This is a genomic window from Alcanivorax sp. (genome assembly GCF_014762765.1).
Lineage (GTDB): Bacteria > Pseudomonadota > Gammaproteobacteria > Pseudomonadales > Alcanivoracaceae > Alcanivorax.
Genome location: NZ_JABURH010000119.1, coordinates 1 through 3,698 on the forward strand (window position 1 = coordinate 1; position 3,698 = coordinate 3,698).

At 61.4% G+C, this 3,698-nt stretch carries 4 protein-coding genes; all 4 read left to right on the plus strand.

The window, feature by feature from the left end; genetic code table 11:
* The first annotated feature begins 382 nt into the window (after positions 1-382).
* The gene (gene yeiP / locus HUJ17_RS07750; protein ID WP_290510156.1) at positions 383-949 is read left to right on the plus strand and encodes an elongation factor P-like protein YeiP; all 567 of its coding nucleotides are present in this window, start codon (positions 383-385) and stop codon (positions 947-949) included.
* Positions 950-958: 9 nt separating this feature from the next.
* A complete protein-coding gene (locus tag HUJ17_RS07755) occupies positions 959-2,002 on the plus strand; it encodes an aminopeptidase (RefSeq protein ID WP_290510157.1) in 1,044 nt (347 codons plus the stop codon).
* Complete coding sequence (locus tag HUJ17_RS07760) at positions 1,993-2,814, plus strand: rhomboid family intramembrane serine protease (RefSeq protein ID WP_290510158.1); 822 nt, start codon at positions 1,993-1,995, stop codon at positions 2,812-2,814. Before HUJ17_RS07755 ends, HUJ17_RS07760 begins: the two co-directional genes overlap by 10 nt.
* A gap of 72 nt (positions 2,815-2,886) precedes the next feature.
* Positions 2,887-3,698 (plus strand): TRAP transporter TatT component family protein (locus HUJ17_RS07765; RefSeq protein ID WP_290510159.1); only part of this gene is annotated, 812 nt, incomplete at its 3' end.

Here is a 3,698-nt window from a genome sequence, read left to right on the forward strand (position 1 = left end):
GCCTTCATCGGTGACGACGAATTCCACCATCATCTCTGGGCCATGCTGTTGCGCAACCGCATCCGTGTGCGCCTGCATTTCTGCGACCCGGTATCGGCTCAGGGCACGGATCGGAAGGGGCTTTGTGAGGCGGCGTGGGAAGGAATCAGGAAGCAATTGATAATTGAGAATGGATAATTGATAACGGCGCGAACAGCGCATGGGAGTGATTAAATGCAAGAGGCCGCGCCAGAGTTCAGTCGCGGCCTCTTGCATTGAAGAACAGACAAACCTCGCACGCGAGCTATCAATTATCCATTCTCAATTATCAATTAGCCCGATTCTAGCTTGCCCGTACCAGTGTCGAGTAGCATAGGCCTTTCTCAAAAAGGACCAGTTGCCCATGACCCGCGCCAGCGATCTGAAAAAATCCGACGTTATTGAAGTCAACGGTACCCTTTACGCCATTCGCCAGATCGAGGTCCAATCCCCCTCGGCCCGGGGCGCGGCGACCTTGTATCGGGTGAAGGCCAGTGCGGTGGGCGGCGGGCCCAAGTTTGAGGAGCGTTACAAGGGTGATGATGAGGTGACCACGGTGGAGCTGCTGCGCCGGCCGGTGCAGTTCTCCTACGTAGATGGCGACGATTACATCTTCATGGATAACGAGGATTTCTCCCAGTACCTGCTCAAGGCCGAGGACATTGCTGACGAGCTGGCGTTTATCACCGAGGATACCGAAGGCCTGCTGGCTCTGCGGGTGGACGACGCGGTGATTGGCCTGGAACTGCCCGCCTCGGTGGTGCTGGAAGTCACCGAAACCGCCCCGGCCATGAAAGCCGCCTCTGCCTCCGCACGGACCAAGCCGGCCACCCTGAATACCGGGCTGGTGGTACAGGTGCCGGAATATATCGTGGAAGGGGAAAAGGTGCGGGTGAATACCGCTGAACGCAAATTCATGTCCCGGGCCTGACTCCGGATCATGATGTTATTGCGGGTCGCCACGCTGGCAGGCATGACCCTTCTGGGTGGCTGCCAGCTTGGCTACTACAGCCAGGCCGCCAAGGGGCACCTGTCGCTGATGGGCCAGCGTGAATCGCTGGAGGCGGTGCTGGCAGACCCGCAGACTCCGCCGCAGATTGTCGATTCCCTGCAGTTCAGCCAGCAGGTGGTCCGCTTTGCCGGTGACCGGCTGGCGCTGCCCGCCGAGGATGTCTATCACCAGTACGTGGCCCTGGAACAGGACGCGGTGGTGTGGAATGTGCTGGCGGCCCCGGCCTGGTCACTGACCCCCAAGACCTGGTGTTACCCGCTGATCGGCTGCGTCAGCTACCGGGGTTACTTCCGCCGTCCGGCGGCGGAAAAGGCCGCCGCCAGGCTGGCTGAACAGGGGCTGGATACCTATGTGGGCGGTGCCATTGCCTATTCCACCCTGGGCTGGTTTGCCGACCCGCTGACCACCCCCATGCTGCAACGCTCCGAGCCGGCGCTGGCGGAACTGCTGATCCATGAGCTGGCCCATCGGCGCCTGTATATCAGGAACGACACCCGCTTCAATGAATCCCTGGCCACCCTGGTAGGCCGTGAAGGCGCGGTGGATTTCTTTGCCGCCAGCGGCAGGCCACTGCCGGCGGATTTCTGGCAGCGCCGTGAGCAGGTCCGCCAGGCTTTCCTGACCATCGTCACCGATACCCGTGAGGCGCTGAAGCAGCTCTACGCCGAAGAGCAGGACGAGGCGGTGCTGGCCCGGGAAAAAGCCCGCATCCAGCAGCAGGCCCGGGAGCGCTTTGCCCGCGAGCAACAAAGCTTGCCGGCCCTGGCCGGTTATCAGGGCTTCTTTGACGGGCCGTTGAACAATGCCCAGTTAAACGGTGTCAGTGACTACAATGATCATGTGCCTGCCTTTGCCCGCCTGCTGGAACAATGCCAGCGGGACTGGGACTGTTTCTGGCAGCAGGTGGAAAACCTGGCCGAGTTGACACCGGCACAACGCAATAACGCCCTGGAGGGCCTGGCATGGAACTGATCCGTACTCCGCAACCGGAACTGGCAAAGCTGTTTGAGCATACCCTCAAGCGTAACGGCTTTGCGGTGGCGCGCCGGGAGGAGGGGAGTGAGCAGATCATCGAGCTGCAGGACCCGGCCCAGTACAACCCTGCCAAGGCCTTGCTGGAAGAGCTGATCACCGACCTCAAGCATCAGCAGGGGCGCCAGCCGGTGGAGCCCCTCACCGGGCGCCCCCAGCCGCTGATGTCCGGGGGCTGGTTTGCCAGCCTGGGCTGGGTGACCCGCATCGTTCTTATTGTCAGTGTGCTGGTGTATCTGACGCCGTACCTGATGGGCGATGGCGTCTACCGGGCGCTGCTGTTTCCGGCGGCCCTGGACGGGCTGGCCAGCCAGCCCTGGCGGCTGGTGACCCCCATGCTGCTGCACTTTTCCCTGCTGCACCTGCTGTTCAATCTGCTCTGGTGGTCGGATCTGGGGCGCCTGATCGAGCGGTTCCAGTCCAGCGGGCAACTGGTGCTGGTCACCCTGGTGACCGGCATTACTGCCAATGTGGCCCAGTTCTTCCACACCGGGCCCATGTTCGGTGGCCTGTCCGGGGTGGTGTACGGGTTGCTCGGTTACCTGTGGATCTATGGCAAGGTGAATCCCCAGTCCGGTTACCCCCTGCGCCGGGAGATTGTCATCTTCATGCTGGCCTGGATGGTGATCTGCTTTGTGGGGCTGTCCAGTGTGGTGGCCAATGCGGCGCATCTGGCGGGGCTGGTCAGTGGTTGTCTGCTGGGGGCCGGTTTCGGCCTCTGGCGGCGGGCGCAAGGGGTCGGGGCCGTTTGAGTTACCCCGGTCGTACTGCTATAAAGACTGCCAAAACAAATGGTCACAATCATGAAAGGATACTGGCGACCTATGCAGTGGCGCTTCCTACCCGGGTTTGTCCCCTCATTCCTTGTTGCAGCGGTCGTTTCCTTGCAGGGCTGTTCCCTGGCCAGCATCGACGACAACCTGCCCTATGGCGTACTCAACAACAATGATCTTGAGCTGGTGGCTGAGGGCCTGCCCACCTATCTGTTGATGGTGGACGGTCTGATCGAAAACTGGCCTGATAGCGCCTCCATGCTGGCCAGTGGGGCAGACCTTTACGGCGCCTACGCGGGGCTGTTTGTGGAAGACCCGGAACGGGCCCGCAAGCTCAGTGACAAGGCCCTGGGCTATGCCTTCCGCTCTGCCTGTGCCCACGACAACGATTACTGCGATCTGCGCGACCTGTCCGTGCCTGAGTTCGAAGAACTGCTGGAAGACGCCGGCAAGGGCGATGTGCCCATGCTGTTCACCCTGGGCAGCGCCTGGGCCGGCTACATTCAGCAGAACACCAGTGACTGGAATGCGGTGGCCGAATTGGGGCGCGTGGAAGCCATCATGGAGCGCGTGGTGGTGCTGGATGAGGGTTACCAGTACGGCCAGGCGCATATGTACCTGGGCGTGCTGAGCAGCATTCTGCCCGCTTCCCTGGGCGGCAAGCCGGACCAGGCAAAAGCCCACTTTGAGCAGGCCATGACCCTCTCGGAAGGCAAGAACCTGCTGGCCCCGGTGCTTTATGCCGAAAAGTATGCCCGTTTGGTGTTTGACCGTGAGCTGCATGATAGCCTGCTCAAGGAGGTCCTCGCCGCTGATCCGCAGGTGCATGGTCTGACCCTGCAGAATACCTATGCGCAGGAGCA

What these genes read in the sequence shown, in the direction of transcription:
- yeiP (WP_290510156.1), top strand. Translation starts at nt 383, where the DNA reads ATGACCCGCGCCAGCGATCTGAAAAAATCCGACGTTATTGAAGTCAAC.
- HUJ17_RS07755 (WP_290510157.1), top strand. Translation starts at nt 959, where the DNA reads ATGATGTTATTGCGGGTCGCCACGCTGGCAGGCATGACCCTTCTGGGT.
- HUJ17_RS07760 (WP_290510158.1), top strand. Translation starts at nt 1,993, where the DNA reads ATGGAACTGATCCGTACTCCGCAACCGGAACTGGCAAAGCTGTTTGAG.